Annotated in this window: 17 protein-coding genes, 1 tRNA gene and 1 pseudogene; 15 read left to right on the top strand and 4 right to left on the bottom strand. The window is 39.5% G+C overall.

The genetic code is table 11. The annotated features are described in order from the left end of the window. Positions 1-97: 97 nt before the first annotated feature. From fusA to H6F62_RS13095, 4 genes are all read left to right on the top strand, one after another. Positions 98-2,176: an elongation factor G gene (gene fusA, locus H6F62_RS13110; protein WP_137907297.1), complete on the top strand. Its 2,079-nt coding sequence runs from the start codon at positions 98-100 to the stop codon at positions 2,174-2,176. Between the two features lie 22 nt (positions 2,177-2,198). After that, positions 2,199-3,428: an elongation factor Tu gene (tuf, locus tag H6F62_RS13105; protein ID WP_137907283.1), complete on the top strand. Its 1,230-nt coding sequence runs from the start codon at positions 2,199-2,201 to the stop codon at positions 3,426-3,428. 179 nt (positions 3,429-3,607) lie between these two features. Further along, a complete protein-coding gene (gene rpsJ, locus H6F62_RS13100) occupies positions 3,608-3,925 on the top strand; it encodes a 30S ribosomal protein S10 (protein WP_015113498.1) in 318 nt (105 codons plus the stop codon). 202 nt (positions 3,926-4,127) lie between these two features. Continuing rightward, on the top strand, positions 4,128-4,778 hold the full coding sequence (locus tag H6F62_RS13095) for an LON peptidase substrate-binding domain-containing protein (RefSeq protein WP_137907284.1): 651 nt from the start codon (positions 4,128-4,130) through the stop codon (positions 4,776-4,778). Between the two features lie 237 nt (positions 4,779-5,015). On the opposite strand, the gene H6F62_RS13090 is transcribed toward H6F62_RS13095, so the two are convergent. The 3 genes from H6F62_RS13090 to alr all read right to left on the bottom strand — a co-directional run bounded on the left by H6F62_RS13090 (position 5,016) and on the right by alr (position 7,400). Continuing rightward, on the bottom strand, positions 5,016-5,630 hold the full coding sequence (locus H6F62_RS13090; protein WP_137907285.1) for a 2OG-Fe(II) oxygenase: 615 nt from the start codon (positions 5,628-5,630) through the stop codon (positions 5,016-5,018). 233 nt (positions 5,631-5,863) lie between these two features. Next, positions 5,864-5,945, bottom strand: a tRNA-Leu gene (locus tag H6F62_RS13085). Between the two features lie 267 nt (positions 5,946-6,212). Beyond that, entirely contained in the window at positions 6,213-7,400 is a 1,188-nt protein-coding gene (alr, locus tag H6F62_RS13080) for an alanine racemase (RefSeq protein ID WP_137907286.1), read from the bottom strand. A 404-nt stretch (positions 7,401-7,804) separates the two neighbouring features. On the opposite strand from alr, the gene H6F62_RS13075 reads away from it, so the two are divergent. The 11 genes and pseudogenes from H6F62_RS13075 to H6F62_RS13025 all read left to right on the top strand — a co-directional run bounded on the left by H6F62_RS13075 (position 7,805) and on the right by H6F62_RS13025 (position 18,326). Continuing rightward, positions 7,805-8,302: an HNH endonuclease gene (locus H6F62_RS13075; protein WP_028085093.1), complete on the top strand. Its 498-nt coding sequence runs from the start codon at positions 7,805-7,807 to the stop codon at positions 8,300-8,302. 629 nt (positions 8,303-8,931) lie between these two features. After that, positions 8,932-10,209, top strand: coding sequence for a bifunctional oligoribonuclease/PAP phosphatase NrnA (locus H6F62_RS13070; protein WP_190372230.1), 1,278 nt, complete (start codon positions 8,932-8,934; stop codon positions 10,207-10,209). Between the two features lie 191 nt (positions 10,210-10,400). Then, entirely contained in the window at positions 10,401-11,642 is a 1,242-nt protein-coding gene (locus tag H6F62_RS13065; protein WP_162501178.1) for a hypothetical protein, read from the top strand. Continuing rightward, a pseudogene (locus H6F62_RS13060) lies at positions 11,639-12,262 on the top strand (Shedu immune nuclease family protein). The gene H6F62_RS13065 and the pseudogene H6F62_RS13060 overlap by 4 nt, the downstream one beginning before the upstream one ends. Positions 12,263-12,336: 74 nt before the next feature. Next, positions 12,337-12,831 (top strand): phosphohistidine phosphatase SixA, encoded by a 495-nt coding sequence (gene sixA, locus H6F62_RS13055; protein ID WP_137907288.1) that lies wholly within the window; start codon positions 12,337-12,339, stop codon positions 12,829-12,831. A 113-nt stretch (positions 12,832-12,944) separates the two neighbouring features. Continuing rightward, positions 12,945-14,081, top strand: coding sequence for a citrate synthase (locus H6F62_RS13050; protein WP_137907289.1), 1,137 nt, complete (start codon positions 12,945-12,947; stop codon positions 14,079-14,081). Positions 14,082-14,572: 491 nt separating this feature from the next. Beyond that, positions 14,573-15,691 (top strand): NADH-quinone oxidoreductase subunit NuoH, encoded by a 1,119-nt coding sequence (nuoH, locus tag H6F62_RS13045; RefSeq protein WP_137907290.1) that lies wholly within the window; start codon positions 14,573-14,575, stop codon positions 15,689-15,691. A gap of 72 nt (positions 15,692-15,763) precedes the next feature. Continuing rightward, positions 15,764-16,348, top strand: coding sequence for an NAD(P)H-quinone oxidoreductase subunit I (gene ndhI, locus H6F62_RS13040; RefSeq protein ID WP_137907291.1), 585 nt, complete (start codon positions 15,764-15,766; stop codon positions 16,346-16,348). Positions 16,349-16,455: 107 nt separating this feature from the next. Then, on the top strand, positions 16,456-17,067 hold the full coding sequence (locus tag H6F62_RS13035; protein ID WP_137907292.1) for an NADH-quinone oxidoreductase subunit J: 612 nt from the start codon (positions 16,456-16,458) through the stop codon (positions 17,065-17,067). Between the two features lie 26 nt (positions 17,068-17,093). Then, positions 17,094-17,399 (top strand): NADH-quinone oxidoreductase subunit NuoK, encoded by a 306-nt coding sequence (gene nuoK / locus H6F62_RS13030; RefSeq protein WP_015080280.1) that lies wholly within the window; start codon positions 17,094-17,096, stop codon positions 17,397-17,399. Positions 17,400-17,405: 6 nt separating this feature from the next. Continuing rightward, on the top strand, positions 17,406-18,326 hold the full coding sequence (locus H6F62_RS13025) for an NAD(+) kinase (protein WP_028085086.1): 921 nt from the start codon (positions 17,406-17,408) through the stop codon (positions 18,324-18,326). A gap of 244 nt (positions 18,327-18,570) precedes the next feature. Here H6F62_RS13025 and gntT read toward each other — a convergent pair whose 3' ends face one another. Beyond that, complete coding sequence (gene gntT / locus H6F62_RS13020) at positions 18,571-19,917, bottom strand: guanitoxin biosynthesis MATE family efflux transporter GntT (protein WP_190372229.1); 1,347 nt, start codon at positions 19,915-19,917, stop codon at positions 18,571-18,573. Positions 19,918-20,043: the final 126 nt, after the last annotated feature.

The raw sequence follows: 20,043 nt of genomic DNA, 5'->3' as shown, positions 1-20,043 counted from the left end.
CCATTGAAGTAAGAAGTAAATGTCTAGCTTCGTCTAGGATTTATATAGCAGCAGTAATATACAAGATATCATAGGGCGACAACAATAGGAGGTAATGGTGGCACGCACAAACCCGCTAGAGAGAGTACGCAATATCGGTATTGCGGCGCATATAGATGCGGGAAAAACAACGACGACAGAGAGAATATTATTTTACTCTGGGATCATTCATAAAATTGGCGAAGTTCACGAAGGAACAGCCGTCACAGACTGGATGGAGCAGGAGCGAGAGCGGGGAATCACCATCACTGCAGCTGCAATTAGTACCAGTTGGAAAGATCATCAAATTAACATTATTGATACTCCAGGTCACGTAGACTTCACAATTGAAGTCGAACGTTCCATGCGAGTATTAGATGGTGTAATTGCTGTGTTTTGTTCCGTAGGTGGTGTACAACCACAGTCAGAAACAGTATGGCGACAAGCAGACCGCTATAAAGTACCTCGCATTGCCTTTATTAACAAGATGGATCGCACGGGTGCGAACTTCTATAGAGTGCATGATCAGATGCGCGATCGCTTGCGGGCCAATGCGATCGCCATTCAACTACCCATCGGTAGTGAAACTGAATTTAAGGGGATTATAGATTTGGTGCGGATGTGTGCATATATGTACACAAATGACCAAGGAACTGATATCCAAGAAACAGAAATTCCCGCCGACTTACAAGAAAAAGCCACAGAGTATCGCAAACAATTGGTAGAAGCAGTAGCAGAAACCGAAGATGCTTTGATGACCAAATATTTTGATGGCGAAGAACTGACAGAAGCAGAAATCCGTACTGCTCTACGTAAAGGGACAATTGCTGGGACAATCGTACCAGTGCTGTGCGGTTCAGCCTTTAAGAATAAAGGTGTGCAGTTGATGTTGGATGCAGTGATAGATTACCTGCCAGCGCCAACAGAAGTACCACCAATTCAAGGCACACTGCTCAACGGTGATCCCGTAGAACGTCATGCTGATGATAACGAACCATTATCAGCTTTGGCATTTAAGATTATGGCTGATCCTTATGGTCGCCTGACCTTCGTTCGTGTTTATTCTGGTGTGTTGAAGAAAGGTAGTTATATTCTCAACGCCAGTAAGAACAAAAAAGAGCGGATTTCTCGATTAGTGCTGATGAAAGCAGATGATCGGCAAGACGTGGATGAACTACGGGCTGGTGATTTAGGTGCTGCACTAGGATTAAAAGATACTTTGACAGGTGATACCCTTTGTGATGAAGGCTCACCAGTAATTCTGGAATCCTTATTTATTCCTGAGCCAGTGATCTCGGTAGCGGTTGAACCCAAAACCAAGAACGACATGGACAAGCTTTCCAAAGCACTACAATCCCTGTCAGAAGAAGATCCCACCTTCCGTGTTCGTGTTGACCCTGAAACTAACCAAACTGTAATTGCGGGAATGGGAGAATTGCACCTAGAAATTCTCGTGGACCGGATGTTACGGGAATTTAAAGTAGAGGCAAACGTTGGTGCGCCCCAAGTGGCTTACCGCGAAACCATCCGCAAATCCGTCGAAAAAGTTGATGGTAAATTCATCCGTCAGAGTGGTGGTAAGGGTCAGTATGGTCACGTGGTGATCAACTTAGAACCAGGCGAACCAGGCACAGGTTTTGTATTTGTCTCTAAAATTGTCGGTGGGATTGTACCCAAAGAGTACATAGGACCTGCTGAACAGGGAATGAAAGAATGTTGTGAATCCGGTATTTTAGCCGGATATCCACTCATTGATGTCAAAGCCACATTAATACATGGTTCTTACCATGACGTAGACTCTTCAGAAATGGCTTTCAAAATTGCCGGTTCTATGGCAATCAAGGAAGCGGCTGCAAAAGCTTCTCCTGTCATCTTAGAGCCGATGATGAAAGTTGAAGTTGAAGTACCTGAAGACTTTATGGGAACTGTCATCGGTGACTTAATCTCCCGCAGAGGACAGATTGAAAGCCAAAGCACTGAAAATGGGGTTGCGAAGGTAGTATCGAAAGTTCCACTAGCAACCATGTTTGGTTACGCTACTGATATCCGGTCAAAAACCCAAGGTCGGGGAATTTTTACGATGGAGTTTAGTCACTACGAGGAAGTACCTCGGAGCGTGGCTGAAACTATCATTGCCAAAAGTAAAGGAAACGCTTAATTAAAAAAGGAAACTAGTATTCATGGCACGCGCAAAGTTTGAAAGAAATAAACCCCACATAAATATCGGTACTGTTGGACACGTTGACCACGGTAAAACTACTTTAACAGCAGCTATTACTATGACATTGGCGGCTATGGGTCAAGCTGTAGCTAAGGGTTATGACCAAATTGATAATGCACCGGAAGAAAAAGCCCGGGGTATTACCATCAATACTGCTCACGTTGAGTATGAAACTGAAAGTCGTCACTATGCTCACGTAGATTGTCCGGGACACGCTGACTATGTGAAAAACATGATCACAGGTGCGGCGCAAATGGATGGAGGTATCTTGGTAGTTGCGGCTACGGATGGTCCTATGCCCCAAACCCGTGAACACATCCTCTTGGCAAAACAAGTCGGTGTTCCCAGTCTCGTAGTCTTCTTGAACAAAGAAGATTTGATGGATGACCCAGAATTGCTGGAATTGGTAGAACTAGAACTACGAGAACTGCTTTCGAGCTACGATTTTCCTGGTGATGATATTCCCATTATCAAAGGATCAGGTCTACAAGCTCTCCAAGCAATGACCGCAAATCCCAAAACTCAACGGGGTGAAAATCCTTGGGTAGACAAAATCTACGAATTAATGGACGCTGTAGATTCTTATATCCCCACCCCAGAGCGGGCTATAGACAAACCATTCTTGATGGCAGTAGAAGACGTATTCTCCATCACAGGTCGTGGTACAGTTGCCACGGGTCGGATTGAACGGGGCGTGGTCAAAGTCGGTGATAACGTAGAGTTGGTAGGTATTAAAGATACTCGCGCTACTACCGTGACTGGGATTGAAATGTTCAAGAAGAGTCTTGAAGAAGGTCAAGCAGGGGATAACGCAGGTGTATTACTGCGCGGTATCCAAAAAGCTGATATTGAACGGGGAATGGTAATCGCTAAACCAAAATCAATTACCCCTCATACTGAATTTGAAGGTGAAGTTTACGTTTTAACAGAAAAAGAAGGTGGACGGAAAACTCCATTTTTCTCTGGCTACCGTCCTCAGTTCTATGTGCGGACAACTGATGTAACTGGTACAATCACAGCGTTTACCGCTGATAATGGTGATGCGGCAGAAATGGTGATGCCCGGAGACCGGATCAAAATGACTGTAACCTTGATTAATGCGATCGCTATTGAACAAGGTATGCGCTTCGCTATTCGTGAAGGTGGCCGGACTATTGGTGCTGGTGTTGTCGCTAAAATCTTGAAATAACACTCACCTTTTTGCTCTCATGACAAAGGAGCGGAGATAAATGATAAAATCTCTGCTCCTTTCTATTCCCAAAAACTATTTTGGATTTTAAATTTTAAATTCGAGATGACATCTAAAAATCTAAAATCTAAAATCTAAAATCTAAAGTCTAAAATTTACCGAACCTGGAAAACTTTGATATGGCCACTCTACAGCAGCAAAAGATTAGAATTCGCTTGAAGGCATTTGACCGTCGTTTATTAGATACATCTTGCGAGAAGATTGTAGACACAGCTAACCGTACCAACGCGACAGCTATAGGACCGATTCCTTTACCAACAAAACGAAAGATCTATTGCGTACTCAGATCACCTCACGTAGATAAAGACTCACGCGAACACTTTGAAACCCGTACCCATAGGCGCATTATTGACATTTATCAGCCTTCTTCTAAAACCATTGATGCGCTGATGAAGCTAGATTTGCCTTCTGGTGTGGATATTGAAGTCAAATTGTAAATTTGTCATTGGCCAATAAGATCCCCGACTTTGATAAAAATTCGGGGATCTGTTTTTGTAAAAAAATTTGTGAAAAAATTTATGTTGTGGGCTTTTTCTTTAGCGATCAAACATAATGATAAAATATAAACCAAGTCGGGAGAAATTAGAAAACAATATAATATTTTAAGAATACAATTAATTTATACTCAACTAACTAACAATGACATCCTCTTCTAAAATTGCAGTTCGTGAACTACCCCTGTTTCCATTACCTGAAGTAGTTCTATTTCCTACCAGACCATTACCCTTGCATATCTTTGAATTTCGCTACCGAATCATGATGAATACGATTTTGGAGAGCGATCGCCGATTTGGGGTATTGATGATTGACCCAGCTAATGGGACAATTGCTAATGTTGGTTGTTGCGCGGAAATTCTTCATTATCAACGGCTACCTCATGACAGAATGAAGCTATTAGCTTTAGGACAGCAAAGGTTTCGTGTTTTAGAGTATGTGCGGGAAAAGCCTTATCGCGTTGGTTTGGTAGAATGGATTGAAGATCAACCACCAGCTAAGGATTTACGTCCTTTAGCATCTGAAGTGGAACAACTTTTGCGGGATGTGGTTCATCTTTCATCCAAATTAACAGAACAAAATATTGAATTACCCAATGATTTACCAGATTTACCCACAGAACTATCTTATTGGATAGGTAGTAATCTGTATGGTGTCGCTCCAGAACAACAAGCATTACTAGAAATACAGGACACAGTGGCTCGTTTAGAACGAGAAGCGGAAATTCTCACTTCTACTCGTAATCATTTAGCAGCACGTTCTGTGCTTAAAGATACATTTAGTAATATGGGATAAACTGTCCAAATTTTACAAATTTTATAAGTTCAGGGTTTGCACATAGCTTCTAGTTTCTATGTTCCAAAATTTGATGGTATTATCCTCACCAAAGATAATCAAGATTTATTGTCGTTATGACAAAGGAACTCTTAACTCTTAACTCTTAACTCTTAACTGGGAAGAGGTTTTGGGCAACTTTACCTTTCGTTACTTATGTCGGTTTTTTTCCGTTCACCTACTTATAAATTCTTGTTTTTACTTCTTTTGTTTTTTGCCATTCCCTTGATTAATCCTCGACTCTAAGGTAAAATGTGGTATTTCTTCAAGTTCATCTTCATTTAAACTATACTGTTCACAAACAAGACTTAAGCGATTTCCCGCAGTTGTAACAGCATTCACAGAATGAGTTAAATCACCCTGAAAATAAATTAAAGCATTGGTTTGGGGTTTAACTTGTCCAACCTGACGTTTTTGAGATTTTAGCACCAATTCTCCTCCCTGCATATCCTCTGGTACACGCACATAAAGAACGCTTACAAATGCTGGTGGTTCAACAGTTTTACAATAGGAACGCAAAGATCGATCAATATGGGGGTCAACACGAGAACCCGCTTTAAGTAGTAAAGGATTGAGATAAAAAGCATTACAAGTAGGTAAAAGTGCTAAATCTAAATAAGGCTTAAAATAGGGAAATTTTTGGATAACTTCCGCTAAACCCTGACGCTGAAACACCACAGAAAAGCCTTTAGTATTCACAAAATCCCGATTAAGGTTATTAATAGCAAAATAGGGACAAGCTTGGATTTCTCCCCACAAGTCCTGGAGATATTGAAGAGGAAAGACGTGAGGATGTTGTTGATAGTATTTCACAGTCAGTTAAACTAATTTACATTGCAGGAGTTTTCATCTATTTATACCACACTCTCAGTTCTGTATTTTTTTCTTCCTACGATACGGGAATATGGCTCATCTCCATGCGTCTATACGGAAATCTGCAAATAACCTCACAACTCAGAATTAGCCATAAGCAACATAACCACAGTCCAGGATAAGCCTAAAAAATCAATACTAGTAAAGGACTGACCACGATAGTGAATCAAAAGTGCGGATAAAAGGACTTGAACCTTCACTCCTTTCGGAACTAGAACCTAAATCTAGCGCGTCTGCCAATTTCGCCATATCCGCATTATCATTTCATGATTATAGCATAACAAATCATTTATGACAATAGGTAAAAAATTTAAATTTTTATTTAAATTTTCAAATAAACAGGACTTGTGAAACTTCCGTAAGTCCTAATAAATTGAGAATTAGGCTATGGGGTATTAAGCTGTACTCCATTTAATTTGTATGATTCTAGCGGGCAAGATGCCCGTACCACAACATCTAGCTAGATTAGGATTATCAAATTTAAATGCGTAACAGCTTAGTAATTTCTCCCCATATTCCCATCTACATAACAGTTACACGAGGTAGACGATGCTTAAAGCCGCACAGAATTTCCCAAGAAATGGTATTTAGGCAATTTGCCCAATTATCAGCCGATATTTGCTCTTTTCCCTGTTCTCCCAACAATGTAACTACTTCCCCCTCTTGTAAATCCGGTATAGAACTTACATCTAACATCATTTGATCCATTGTAATTGCGCCAATTTGCGGCACACGCTGTCCACGGATTAATACTTGCATTTTGTTAGAAAGATTACGGGGTACACCATCAGCATAACCAATACCAACCACCGCCAGCCGCATTTCCTCAGCAGCAATAAAATGATGACCATAACTAACTCCAGTACCAGCAGTTATAGTTTTAACTTGGGTAACTCTAGCTTTAACCTGTAAAACAGGTTTAAGTTTGATTTGATTTTGTAAGTGAATAGCAGGATACAACCCATAAATCGCTAAACCTACGCGCACCATATCATAGTGTAATCCTCTATCTGTAAGAGTAGCCGCTGAGTTAGCTAAATGTAAAATAGGAATTTTGATACCTTTAGCTTTGATGTGTGCTATTACTTTTTCAAATCGTCTATGCTGTTCTGTCATCATCCTAGCATCAGGACTATCTGCTGTTGCCAGATGAGAATAAATACTAGCAATATGCAAATGGGGTAATCTTTGCACCAACTGGACAAATTCTGCTGCTTCTTGCCAATTCGTGCCTAATCTAGACATTCCTGTATCCAATTTAATATGTACAGGTAAGGGTAAATTATAATTAATATTTTCTAATACGTTAGAAAATTCTAAAGCTTGCTTGGGACTATATAGGGTAGGCTGAAGTTGCCAATCAGCGATCGCCTGAATTTGTTCTGGTGTGTTCGTTGCCCCTAAAATTAAAATTGGGGCTTGAATACCATCTTCCCGCAATTGAATACCTTCGGGAACAGTCGCTACACCCAACCAACTAGCACCGGATTCTAAAACAGTTTTAGCAACTGCTACTGCCCCATGTCCATAGGCATCAGCTTTAACTACTGCCATTAATTGAGTACATGGGGATAAAAACTTTACCAACTCCTTGACATTATTAGACAAAGCTCCCAAATCAATTTCTACCCAAGCCCGCTGAGAAAACCAAGCATAAGCATCACGTTCTTGATGATCAGTAAAAATTGGGGTTTGTTTGCGATTTAACATTGGACTTCACTCCTATCACACCACCGAAAAGCTTCTCCCATCCCCTAGAAGCTATATCAATTTAATCAGGAAGTTTAACTTTTATCCGGTAATTTATACAAGATGGTGGCGTGAGTAATATTAGTGTGTCCGCATATTCAACAATTTTTCTTTAACTTAATTATTTTATGATAGTTCTTCCTTATCGTCTCAATCATAACAAATTTAAAATCAAATGTCAACCCCTAAATACTTCTTTATTGCGATTTTTTTGGCAAATTTGGGAAAATAGTAACCACAAGATACCCCACTTCTGGAAGAAGTCGAGAATCTGAGTTGAGAATAAAAGTATAAATTCCTTTCCTATCCCCAAGAAAGTGTATTTGTGTTAATATATGTAAAACTAATACCTTGAGCGCAGATTCATGGGGAAGGTTTTAGTCCTGAACGCCTCTTACGAACCGCTCAACATCACCAGTTGGCGACGGGCCACCGTGTTGTTGATGAAAGGCAAAGCTGAACGCTTAGAATACAATGGTAAATTCCTTTACACTGACTTTCCGCAGCCAACCGTTATCCGATTGCGCCACTATGTCCGTGTTCCGTATATGGAAGTTCCTCTGACCCGTCGGAATATCCTGCATCGTGATGGACACACTTGTCAATACTGTGGTTACACAGGAGATAAGTTGACACTTGATCATGTGATACCGAGATCACGAGGGGGGGGTGACACCTGGGAAAACATTGTTGCTGCTTGTGTATGCTGCAATGTCAAAAAAGGCAGTCGTACACCCCAAGAAGCACGGATGCCTTTGCGTCATTTACCTCGCCAACCTTATAGCAGTCTTTACTTTGAGGTAACAAAACATCTGAAAAGTGGACTGCACCAAGAATGGCAAAAGTACGTAATAGGCCTTTAACATTATACAGAATCAACTACAAAAACTCAGGTCAAATTTCACCTGTGGATAGAACTGTTTAACCTAAAACAGTGGCTACAAGTGGTATTTTTACTTGTTTTGGGTTAGTGCTAACCAGCTTAGGGTAGAATTGCCATAAGCTGATATTTTTATGTCCGCAGCGTCGCAAATTACTTGTTTTTCAAGAATTGGGGTTATATCCTTTAAGAAGGGATATAGAGGGAGGATTTGCTCTTAACTGATAATTTGCTACAATTATGAGTAAATGATTTGCCACCAAGCCACCAAAGAAATTGAGAAACAAATTTGAACACAAGATAGTAAGCATAACACAAGTCAAATAAATATTCAAGATAATTATCTAATTTCCATAAAAATCTGCATATTTGTTTAGACAAGTCTCGAAATCAAGAATTCAAATAGATGCTAAAAGGGGAGGCTTGCTTGATTTTTGGCATTTATAGGCACTTTTTGACTTGTGTTAATGACAAAAAATAAACAACTTTAGATAGTACCAACAATTAACTTTAGATTATGGACAAGTCTCATGTAGCTTTAGCAGCGCATTATTGCTTGGATTATATCTAAATGGATAACACCACCTTCAACGTTTAGAAATACAGTTCCCTATGTACGCGAATTATCCAGCCTCTCAACTTGAGAACTTATCTTTAGCTAAAGATCCAAATCCAGAGGAAGTAGAAACAGAGAGAGACATTATTGAACCTCCACCTTTAGCCCGGACATCTTTATCACCGGCTAATAGTGATGGTGGTATCTATTTAGTTCAGCGTGGCAGTTCTTTAGCGTCTCAGAAATCGGAAGAGTTACAAAAAACCCTGCTAGGACACCGCCATGAACGTCAGTTAGTGATTTTACAGGATTTTCCTGATCCCGACGCTCTTTCTTGTGCCTGGTCATATCAATTAATTGCCCAACAGTATGATATCAAATGTGACATTATTTACGCGGGAACTTTAAGCCATCAGGAAAATATTGCTTTAGTTAAATTAACTAATTTACCCGCTCAACGCTGGACAATGCAAACCCTGAAAAATAAAGATTTGTCATGTTATCACGGTTTCGTGTTAATTGACAACCAGGGAACTACCTCTCAATTATTACCAGCAATCCAACAAGCGGGAATTCCCTTAATAGTGCTAGTAGATCATCATAGCTTGCAGGGGGACATCAAATCCGAATTTATGGATGTTCGTCCTTATGTGCGAGCTACAGCGACAATTTTTACTCAATACTTACAAGCAGGATTATTGACCTTAGATAATAGTATTAACCAGCACATTAAATGTGCTACAGCCTTAATGCACGGGTTAAGATCGGATACAAATAGGTTAATGCAAGCCCAAGAAGAAGATTTTATGGCTGCTGGGTATTTGAGCAGATTTTATGATGCTCAGTTACTAAATGCTATTTTACAAGCAAATCGTTCTAAGCGTGTAATGGATGTGATTGAGCGATCGCTTAAAAACCGCATTGTTCAAAATAATTTTTCCATAGCTGGTGTTGGTTACTTGCGGTATGATGATCGGGACGCAATTCCCCAAGCCGCTGATTTTCTAGTTACAGAAGAGAATGTTCATACTGCGGTAGTGTATGGAATAGTTCATGATGAAGACGACGAACTAGAAGTAATTATAGGTTCTTTGAGGACGACAAAACTGACCCTAGATCCTGATGAATTTATCAAAGAAGCCTTTGGACAAGATAGCGCCGGGAGATTTTTTGGTGGGGGGAGAACTGGTGCGGGAGGCTTTGAAATTCCCATGGGTTTTTTATCAGGTGGTAATGAAAATTCGGCTTATGCCAAAATGAAATGGGAAGTTTTCGACGCACAAATCAAACAGAAATTATTAAGATTGGTAAATCCGAGAGATAATCCAATTTAGTCTTAAACCGGATTAAAAGACTTGATTAATTTAGGGTTTAGCAGTGCTGAACCCATGCAAATGAATTGGCTTTTGCTGTCTGATAAGCGGGTATAAATTTGGTATAACTTATTATTGCGCGAAGGTGTCATTATTGGTCAAAAGTGTGTTTATGTCAAAGTAAGTGAATCTCAACCATTGGCAGAATACTTATGATGGAAAATACTAAAAGTTTACATGATGAGAAAGTTGAATCTTTGATCAAAAAGTATCGTGATCAAGGATTTACTGTTATACAAAACCCGAAAGCAGATCAATTACCGTTTGATTTGGATAATTATCAACCCGATATTCTGGCTACTAAGAATGAAAATGAATGCGGTTTAATAGGTTTAATAATTGAAGTAAAAACCAGCATTACTCCAGTTTCAGTTGAGCGTTTACAATCTGTTGCAGAAGAAGTGAGTAAACATCCAGGCTGGCGTTTTTTATTAGTGACACTTGAAGATATGGAAGCAGAATCATTACCAGGAACTTGTGAAGAACTGCCATCCTGGGAAGAACTAATTAACTATTTTAGTCAAGTTAGCAAGCTGATTGAAAATAATAATATTGAACCTGCTTTTCTTTTTCTTTGGAGTCTTTTTGAGGGAGCATTAAGAAAAAGAGCAGTTGATGTATCAATTCCTGTTGAACGTTTACCAGCCATAAAATTAATAAAATCAATGTACTCTTTGGGAGAGTTATCAATTTCTGAATTTGATATTATTCAAGCTTGTCTTGAACAGCGCAACCGACTGGCTCACGGATACATTCAAAAGCTAGATTCGGAGGTTTTACATAAGCTTGTAACGTTGGTTGTTAAGTTATTGATAGAATGGACTTCTAATATATCTGAAACTGAAAAAATAGCAGTTATACAGGTTTCCAGGCTTATGGCTAGTATGACAAAAAATATTCAGGAAAACACAGCACAAAGAAATCAGAAATTTCAAGAAATAGTAGTTTCTGAGTTACATAATCACCCAAAAGAAAAAGAAATATTGGCAAAGATCAAGCACGCATTGGAAAAAGGAGAAGGAGGAACTAATTTTTTCAATGAACTTCAACACTTATCTGATGAGTATTACGATACTTCTACTGAATCTAAAAATCAACAGGTAAACAAAAATGAAACAGTTTTAGATGATAACGCACAAATAGCACTTGATGTTTTACCAACTCAAGAGAAAGAAAAGATTAGTTATGCTATTAGTTGTCTAGAAAACTTTCCTGATTGTTCAGAAATTGAAGTTTCTAAACTAAATTCAAGTTCAGATAATGATTTTATTGCCAAGGTAGGCATATATCGAATCATTTTTGAATTTCAATCTAAAAAAGTAACTATTATTGATATAGTTAATTACAAACGGATTGAAATGTTATATGGATTATTAGAAAAGGCTAAAGTATGAGTGGTCTAGATTTTTGTGATATAGATATTAAACAGTGTTTGATTGAACTTGAGGAATTTGAAAATCTACTGCGTGATAATAAGGAATTAAATGAACGGAAGGATATACTTCCTTTTTTCAAAGAGAGACAACATTTATCTGCCTGTATTGGATGGTACGCTCCTGATAACTTTTGCAACCAAATCAAACATGAATTTACATTATTTGGAAATTTTAGAGCCGATTTAGTTGTTGGTGATTCTGTAAATAATATTTACTGTTTCATTGAATTTGAAGATGCTAGAAAAGATAGTATTTTTGTAAACAAAAAAGGAAAAACTACATCAGAGTGGTCGTCTAGATTTGAAAATGGATTTAGTCAAATCATTGATTGGTTTTAGAAACTTGATGATTTTAAGAATACTGGTCAATTTCGTTCTATTTTTGGAAGTGAGAATATAGAATATCAAGGTATTCTTGTTATAGGTAGAGATGAATTTCTTAGCGAGGTTGAAAAAACTAGATTGAAATGGTATTTAAATAGAGTTGTAGTAGACTCACGCAAAGTAATTTGTAAAACATTTGATCAATTAGCTAGAGATACAAGAAATAGACTTTCACGGTATCCAAAGATTTTATGAAATTACTAATTTTACCCTCTTGTTTGCGCTTTTTCGCAAAATAAAAAATCATATAAAAACACCCAACTGAAAAAATGGAACTATACTTAATCCGTCATGGTATCGCCGAAGAACATCAACCAGGACTAAAAGACGAAAAACGACAACTCACCCCGGAAGGAAGAGAAAAAACCGAGAAAATAGCCCAGAGATTAGTCAAACTCGGTTTTAATTTTGATTTAATACTCACTAGTCCCCTAGTTCGCGCTTATCAAACAGCAGAAATACTCATTGCTGCTGGACTGAGTTCCCAGTTAGAAGCATCAGATCATCTTAGCTTTGATGGTAATATTCAAAATTGGTGGCAAGAATGGCTTAAACCTAAAAAATATCCCCAAAAAACCAAACTAGCATTAGTAGGCCATGAGCCTAGTTTAAGCCATTGGGCAGAAATTCTCCTCTGGGGAGAAGCAAAAGAGAGCCTTATCCTCAAAAAAGCAGGTATGATGGGAATAAAACTACCAGATGATGGTTCTCCCTTGGGTCGTAGTCAAATGTTCTGGTTGACACAGCCCAAGTACCTGCTGTAAGAGTTGTTCAATATGAACGCATAGAATAGTTGTAATATCGGCAACTCTTGTAGTGAAAATAGTCTCTGGTGAGTTAACGTGAGCAGATATTTTACAAAGTAAATGGTGTTGCCATGACGGTATGCGAATACAAGCCTGGTTTAGAAGGTATTCCCGCAGCTCAATCGAGTATAAGTCATGTAGATGGGCAGAAAGGAATTCTAGAATATCGTGGTATTAGGATTGAGGAATTAGCCGAAAAAAGTACATTCCTAGAAACTGCATATCTTTTAATCTGGGGTGAATTACCAACCAAGGAAGAACTAAAAGCATTTGAGCATGAAGTTCTCTTCCACAGACGCATCAAATACCGCATTAGGGACATGATGAAATGCTTCCCTGAAAGTGGTCATCCTATGGATGCTCTTCAAGCTTCTGCTGCTGCTTTAGGTTTATTCTATTCTCGCCGTGACTTACATAATCCGGTCTATATTCGTAACTCCGCTGTCCGGTTAATAGCGACTATTCCCACAATGGTAGCAGCCTTCCAGTTAATGCGGGAAGGTAACGACCCCGTTAAACCCAGGGATGACTTAGACTATGCGGCTAACTTCCTGTATATGCTGAACGAGAAAGAACCTGATCCTTTAGCAGCCAAGATATTTGATGTTTGCTTAATTCTTCATGTTGAGCATACAATGAATGCTTCTACATTTAGTGCTAGAGTCACAGCTTCTACCTTGACAGATCCCTATGCTGTAGTTGCTAGTGCCGTAGGTACTTTAGGCGGACCCTTGCATGGGGGAGCGAATGAAGAAGTAATTCAGATGCTAGAAAACATTGGTTCTGTAGAGAATGTTCGTCCTTACGTAGATGATCTTCTCCGACGCAAAGCCAAAATCATGGGTTTTGGACATCGTGTGTACAAAGTCAAAGATCCCCGCGCTACAATCTTACAAAGCTTGGCAGAGCAGTTGTTTGAGAAATTCGGGTATGACGAATATTATGAAATTGCCGTAGAAATGGAAAGGGTAGTTTCCGAAAAATTGGGTGACAGAGGGATTTATCCTAATGTTGACTTTTATTCCGGTTTAGTGTATAGGAAAATGGGGATTCCTACAGACTTATTTACACCAGTATTTGCGATCGCTCGTGTAGCAGGTTGGTTAGCACACTGGAAAGAACAACTGGTAGAAAACCGGATTTTCCGTCCTACCCAAGTTTACAATGGTCTTCATGAAGTCTCTTACACTCCCATAGACCAACGTTAAGTGATAAACAACTCAACTCTAGATTTTGGATTTTGAATTTATGCCCTTCAGTGGACAGATTGATAAATGTCACATCTTCTATTGGGGCTTATGATCCAAAATTACAAATCCGGCTGACAACAGTAGGCTGTTGCAGAAAATCAGACAATTTAGATACAATCAACGTTACCAGAGTGGAAACGGCTATTTGTGTCTCACTGCTGAATGGGTAAACTTTTGCCCATTTCTCCACTGATAAATTATCAATTACCAATCTTAACCATAGAGAAAAGTTGTCTCTTGGGTCTGATGGTAAAAACCATCCAAGGATATACTAAACTCATGAGTTGGTGCAGGGGCTTTCCTGCCGTTCGCCCGTACATTGAACTTCAATCGGGCATCCAAATCTCCCAGGGATAATTACTAAAGCTGAAGGACAAAAGATGAAAATGGGAAACTTAGATCCCATTATTCATAGTTCATCAGGAAGTTGACTTACAAGAGCAGCAAACATGAATCCAGGAATTGACCTTCAAGGAACTTTTATTCAATCTGTTAAGGACTTAGGCGTACCCCCAGGGGCGGCCAAAGCCCTATGGATGCCATTACCAATGGTATTGATGCTCATTGGGGCTACAGTAGGCGTACTAGTTGCGACCTGGCTAGAACGGAAAATTTCAGCGGCGGCACAGCAGCGTATAGGACCAGAATATCAAGGTCCTTTTGGATTGCTGGTTCCTGTAGCGGATGGTCTGAAGCTGGTATTTAAAGAAGATATCATCCCCGCTAAGGCAGATCCTTGGCTATTTACCCTTGGACCTGTTCTTGTCGTTTTACCAGTATTTCTGTCGTATTTAATCGTACCATTCGGACAGAATATCATCATTACTAATGTGGGCATGGGGGTATTTTTGTGGATTGCATTATCCAGTATTCAGCCCATTGGTTTATTAATGGCAGGTTATGCCAGTAATAATAAATATGCCCTATTGGGAGGTTTACGGGCAGCAGCGCAGTCCATAAGTTATGAAATTCCCCTAGCACTGAGTGTACTAGCGATCGCTATGATGTCCAATAGTCTCAGTACCGTTGACATCGTGAACCAACAATCTAATTTTGGGGTTTTCGGCTGGAATATTTGGCGACAACCATTAGGCTTCATCATTTTTTGGATAGCCGCCCTAGCAGAATGTGAACGCTTACCCTTTGACTTACCAGAAGCAGAAGAAGAACTAGTAGCAGGGTATCAGACCGAATATTCAGGGATGAAATTCGCGCTTTTTTACCTGAGTTCCTACATTAATCTTGTACTTTCTGCCTTACTAGTAGCAATTTTGTACCTTGGTGGTTGGCATTGTCCCATACCCCTGGATATGATTACCGGGTGGTTAGGAGTCAGTGAAAGTGATCCTATCATCCAAGTGGTTACAGCGGTGATAGGAATTACCATGACCGTAATTAAAGCTTACCTACTAGTATTTCTTGCCATTCTTATTCGTTGGACAGTACCACGGGTAAGGATTGACCAATTGCTAGATTTAGGATGGAAATTCCTTTTACCAGTAGGCTTGGTAAATCTGCTCTTAACAGCAGCCTTTAAACTAGCTTTTCCCTTCGCATTCGGTGGGTAAGGCATTTTAGATTTTAGATTCTGGACTGAATCTGAAATCTAAAATCCAAAATTGTAAAGAGAGAGACACACAATGCTCAATTTCCTCAAACAAGTTGGTGATTACGCCAAAGAAGCCGTACAAGCAGGTCGTTATATTGGTCAAGGATTATCTGTTACTTTTGACCACATGAGACGGCGACCTGTTACCGTCCAATATCCCTACGAAAAATTGATTCCCGGTGAAAGATTTCGCGGTCGCATTCACTATGAATTTGACAAGTGTATTGCTTGTGAAGTCTGTGTGCGTGTATGTCCTATCAACCTCCCTGTAGTTGACTGGGAAATGGACAAAGTAGCCAAAAAGAAAAAGCTCAAACACTACAGTATTGATTTTGGAGTTTGTATCTTCTGCGGTAACTGTGTGGAATACTGTCCCACTAACTGTTTATCCATGACAGAAGAATATGAATTAGCCACTTACGATCGCCATGAACTGAACTACGATAGCGTAGCCTTGGGACGTTTACCGTATAAAGTTACAAACGATCCAATGGTGACACCATTACGGGAACTTGCTTACCTACCTAAAGGTGTAATGGACCCCCACGGAGTACCAGAGGAAGCTCCCCGTGCTGGTTCTCGTCCAGAAGACCTAGTAGAAAGTGGTAATCAGTAATAGGTAATGGGTAATGGGTAATCAAAATTTTTCCAATTACCAATTACCAATCACCAATCACCAATTACTACTCAATATTTATTAAACATCAATAAGGATAGAAAACAGTGAATCTAGCAGAGGGAGTACAGTCTGTATCACTTGGCATTCTTGGTGTAATGATGATTGGAGCAGCACTAGGTGTAGTGCTATTCTCTAACATCGTTTATTCCGCTTTTTTGCTGGGAGGTGTATTCATCAGCATTGCGGGGATGTACCTATTGCTAAATGGTGACTTTGTCGCATCAGCCCAAATATTAATTTATGTTGGTGCAATTAACGTTTTAATTCTGTTTGCCATTATGTTGGTAAACAAAAGACAGGATTTTTCACCATTACCTAGTGCAGGATTACGAAAAATATTTACAGCTATAGTCAGTTTTGGACTATTTGCTCTTTTAAGCACAATGGTAGTAGCCACACCTTGGGCTAACTCAAGCAACGGGAAAGTCAGTCAAAATTCCATCGTAGTCATTGGTGAGCATTTCTTTAGCGACTTTTTGCTACCTTTTGAATTAGCTTCCGTCCTCTTGCTCATAGCCATGGTAGGAGCGATTATTTTGGCACGAAGAGAATATCTACCCGACCAATTACCAACCTCTGACCTACCACAAACAATTTTAACCCTCCCAGAGCGCCCCAAAGAACTCATATCCACTGGTAGCAGTTCTAATAATTGACAATTGACCACCGACAACCGACAATCATGCAACTTCAATACTTCTTATTACTAGCAGCGGCTTTGTTCTGCATTGGGATTTATGGTTTAATTACCAGTCGCAACGCAGTTCGGGTACTCATGTCAATTGAGTTATTGCTAAATGCCGTTAATCTGAATTTAATGGCATTTTCCAACTTCCTTGATTCAACCTTAATTAAAGGCCAGGTGTTCACAGTTTTTGTGATTACCGTGGCTGCTGCTGAAGCAGCGGTAGGTTTGGCGATTGTTTTAACTATTTATCGTAACCGTGATACCGTTGACATGGAGCAGTTTAATCTCCTGAAGTGGTAATAGCGCGTGCAACTCAAGCAGGTAATCATTGCTTATAAAGCACGAGATCCCCAGAGTAAACGCTGGGCCGAACTCTGTGCTAAACAACTAGAAAATCGTCATTGCCAAGTATTGATGGGACCTAGTGGGCCAAAAGATAACCCCTATCCGGTTTTTTTGGCCTCTGCTAATCAATCAATCGATCTGGCCTTGGTACTTGGTGGTGATGGTACTGTTTTAACCAGTGCTAGGCATTTAGCCCCCGCTGGTATTCCCATTCTCGGAGTCAATGTAGGTGGCCATTTGGGGTTTTTAACGGAGTCAGTAGATGAATTTCAAGATCCAGAAGTAGTTTGGGAACGTCTGTTAGAAGATCGTTATGCTATCCAACGACGCATGATGTTACAAGCAGCGGTATATGAAGGGACTGGTTCTAATTTAGAACCAGTTACCGAGAGTTACTTAGCTCTAAATGAGTTTTGTGTCAAACCCGCTTCTGCTGACAGAATGATTACCTCAATTCTGGAAATGGAAATTGATGGTGAGATAGTTGATCAATATGTGGGAGATGGTTTAATTATCTCCACTCCCACAGGTTCTACTGGTTACACTGTTTCTGCCAGTGGACCAATTATCCATGATGGTATGGAAACAATTACCATCACTCCCATTTGTCCTATGAGTCTTTCTAGTCGTCCTCTTGTCTTACCTCCTGGTTCTGTGGTCAGTATTTGGCCTTTGGGAGATTATGATTTAAGTACCAAACTATGGATGGATGGCGTGTTATCTACCTCTATTTGGCCGGGACACCGTGTGGATGTCCGAATGGCTGATTGTCGTGCTAAGTTTATTGTCTTACGGGCAAATAATTCCTATTATCAAACATTGCGGGAAAAGTTACTTTGGGCTGGTACAAGGGTTCGCTACAACAATAATCACCGGAATTGATTTTTATGTTTATTTTCTAAACTTTCACCCCGTCACGCTCGTAATTCTCAATCAATTTTCGCCCCCAATTGCAATTTATTTGGGGGTTTTTTATGTCTACTCTTACTGGCAATTTAAAGTATGAACTATAGCAGGAGTCAGAATTTACCGAATCAGAACTCAGAAGTTAAAAGTAGTTGTCAACGAAGTTTCATTAACACCTAATAACTCTCTTTTGTAAGTTTTTATAATTAGGTGTATTAATTCAATTTAATATGGTCTCGATCTTCAACTCTTTGCTTTTCACCAGATATACTCCAAGAATCACCATTCTAATCACCATAAACATAGACATAGCCAACCACAACATATGGTTATTGTGATAAAACCATGTTAACATAGCTAGAGGGATAAATCCCGCCAAGGTACTAATTAAGAAAGTATTGCGGAGAACAACCCCTTCGGCTAGACCCGTAAAGTATCCCTCCAGAACTAAACAAATTGAGGCACACCCCAGAACCACTAATAACCAAGGAACATAGGTCTTAATTAGCTCTATGATTTCGCTGTGGTTGGTTAACAAACCAAATATGGTTTGTGGAGAAAGGACACAAAGACCAGCACAGGTAAGTCCTATTGAAAGACTAGTTCCTATTGCTATTTGCAATAAAGGCAAATACTTATGAGTTGTCTGTTCACCTTTAAATGTTCCAGTTAAAGCAGCGGTAGAAAGTCCTACACCATGAAAAATATCTATAGTCAGCAGTAACACCTGTAAAAGTAAGGCATTGCAGGCAAATATCATTGTATCCATTGTTGCGCTCAGACTGGAAAAAATGACGTAGGTGAATGCAATAGTTAAAGACCTCACAAACAGATTTCCATTCAACCGAACAATGGATTTGAAACCTGACGATTCCAAAATCTGCCCCTTTAATGCTGCTACCTCTTTTAAAGGTATATCACGGAGTATGAAAATTAACCCCGCCAACGACATTAAATATTGGCTAATTCCAGCAGACATTCCTGCTCCGGTACTTGCCCAGTGCCACTGGTTAATATAGAGGTAGTCTTGCAGTATATTAACAACATTGTAAACAATGGTCATTAGCAATACCCTACCACTTTTTTCCTGTCCAATAAACCAGCCAACTAGTACATAGTTGAGTAAAACTGCTGGTGCGCCCCAAATACGGGCATTAAAGTAGGCAAGACCAGCATCCTTGACCTCTGGAGAAGTAGTAAACAGTGCAAACCCCAATTTCCCTAAGGGTTCATGTATAACCAGAATGAGTATCCCTAAACCTAAAGCGATCGCGCTATTCCGTATTCCTACTAGTAACATAGCCTCTCGGTCATCTTCACCAACAGCTATTGCTGTCATGCCTGTAGTTACTAAACGTAAAAAATTTAAACTAAAGTATATATAATCAAAAAGAATTGCACCCAGAGAAGCACCTGCAAAATAGCGGATATCTGTCAAATGACCTAGAAAAACTGTACTGGTAAAACCAGCTAACGGTATAATAGTACAAGATAAAATATTAGTAAGGGTAATTAGATAAAAGCGAGAGATAAATTGATATTTACCTGACAAGGGGAATAATAGCATCGTATAAAAAGCCTGATTTGAAGAGGTTTTGCCCTACAGAAAATTTCATAAATAACCACAAATATGAAATTATATGATTACGATTCTTTGACTACAGCAGAGTTTTGCAGTTAAATCCTATTTAAG

It is taken from the genome of Anabaena sp. FACHB-1391, assembly GCF_014696755.1.
Taxonomy (GTDB): Bacteria; Cyanobacteriota; Cyanobacteriia; order Cyanobacteriales; family Nostocaceae; genus Dolichospermum; species Dolichospermum planctonicum.
This window is presented reverse-complemented; position numbering and strand designations above follow the sequence as displayed.